The organism is Micromonospora arida (genome assembly GCF_003857035.1).
In the GTDB taxonomy this organism is placed as follows: Bacteria; Actinomycetota; Actinomycetes; order Mycobacteriales; family Micromonosporaceae; genus Micromonospora; species Micromonospora arida.
Genome location: NZ_QGSY01000108.1, coordinates 1 through 1,804, shown reverse-complemented (window position 1 = coordinate 1,804; position 1,804 = coordinate 1). Strand labels below are relative to the sequence as shown.

The 1,804-nt window shown below is 68.4% G+C and carries 1 protein-coding gene; it reads left to right on the top strand.

The features are described 5' to 3' along the window. Positions 1–121 precede the first annotated feature (121 nt). Complete coding sequence (ahcY, locus tag DLJ58_RS05230) at positions 122–1,621, top strand: adenosylhomocysteinase (RefSeq protein WP_091394012.1); 1,500 nt, start codon at positions 122–124, stop codon at positions 1,619–1,621. The last annotated feature ends 183 nt before the right edge of the window (positions 1,622–1,804 follow it).

Sequence of the window (1,804 nt, the reverse complement as noted above, 5' to 3'; positions counted from 1 at the left end):
GTGGGCGGGTATCCGTCCATCACCGACCGCCCCGTGCGCTGTCCGCCGACCATGCCTGATGCCCGTCGGCGACGCGCGTAAGGTGGAGGGTCGGCGCAGACATCGTTCGACAGGAGCTTTCATGACCAGCACCCTCCCGGCGTCCGCCAGCGGCACGCCGTCCGAGGCCCGGCCGAGCACGCTCGCCGACGGCGACTTCAAGGTGGCGGATCTGTCGCTTGCCGAGTTCGGGCGTAAAGAGATCCAGCTCGCCGAGCACGAGATGCCCGGCCTGATGGCGATCCGGCGCGAGTTCGCCGAGGCGCAGCCGCTCGCCGGCGCGCGGATCACCGGCTCCCTGCACATGACCATCCAGACCGCCGTCCTGATCGAGACGTTGGTCGCGCTCGGCGCGCAGGTGCGCTGGGCGTCCTGCAACATCTTCTCCACCCAGGACCACGCCGCCGCGGCGATCGTCGTCGGCCCGGACGGCACCCCAGAGGCTCCGGCCGGGGTTCCGGTGTACGCCTGGAAGGGCGAGACCCTGCCCGAGTACTGGTGGTGCACCGAGCAGGTGCTCGCCTGGCCGGACGGGCAGGGCCCCAACATGATCCTCGACGACGGCGGCGACGCCACCCTGCTCGTTCACAAGGGTGCCGAGTTCGAGCGGGCCGGGGCGGTCCCGCCGGTCGAGTCCGCCGACTCCGAGGAGTACGCGGTCATCCTCGAGCTGCTGCACCGCTCGCTCGGCGAGGACGGCCAGCGCTGGACCCGGATCTCCGCCGGCATCAAGGGCGTGACCGAGGAGACCACCACCGGCGTGCACCGGCTCTACGAGATGCACCGGGCTGGCACCCTCCTCTTCCCGGCCATCAACGTCAACGACTCGGTGACCAAGAGCAAGTTCGACAACAAGTACGGCTGCCGGCACTCGCTCATCGACGGCATCAACCGCGCCACCGACGTGCTGATCGGCGGCAAGATGGCGGTCGTCATGGGCTACGGCGACGTGGGCAAGGGTTGCGCCGAGTCGCTGCGCGGCCAGGGCGCCCGGGTCGTGGTGACCGAGGTGGACCCGATCTGCGCGTTGCAGGCCGCGATGGACGGCTACCAGGTCGCCACCCTGGACGACGTGGTCGAGCAGGCCGACATCTTCATCACCGCCACCGGCTGCTTCGACGTCATCACCAACGAGCACATGGCCCGGATGAAGCACCAGGCCATCGTCGGCAACATCGGCCACTTCGACAACGAGATCGACATGGCCGGGCTGGCCAAGCGGTCCGACGTCGAGCGGATCAACATCAAGCCGCAGGTCGACCTGTGGCGCTTCGCCGACGGGCACGCCATCATCGTGCTCTCCGAGGGCCGCCTGCTGAACCTGGGCAACGCGACCGGGCACCCGAGCTTCGTCATGTCGAACTCGTTCGCCAACCAGACGATCGCCCAGATCGAGCTCTTCACCAAGACCGAGGAGTACCCGATCGGCGTCTACGTGCTGCCCAAGCACCTGGACGAGAAGGTGGCCCGGCTGCACCTCGGCGCGCTCGGCGCCAAGCTGAGTACGCTGACCAAGGAGCAGGCCGCCTACCTCGGCGTCTCCACGGAGGGTCCGTTCAAGCCGGACCACTACCGCTACTGATCGACATCTCCGGACCGGGTCGGCTGTTCGCAGCCGGCCCGGTCCGTCGTCTCCGCCCTGCCCCCTGCGCTCCCGCGATCTGCCCTGCGCTCCCGCGATCTGCCCTGCGCTCCCGCGATCTTGCAGTTTCGGTTGGAGATTCACGGCTTTAGGTGCGATATGTCGCAGCAGAAAGTGCAAGAT

Bases quoted from the DNA above. Each gene is read 5' to 3' on its own strand.
- ahcY (WP_091394012.1), top strand. From the start codon at position 122: ATGACCAGCACCCTCCCGGCGTCCGCCAGCGGCACGCCGTCCGAGGCC.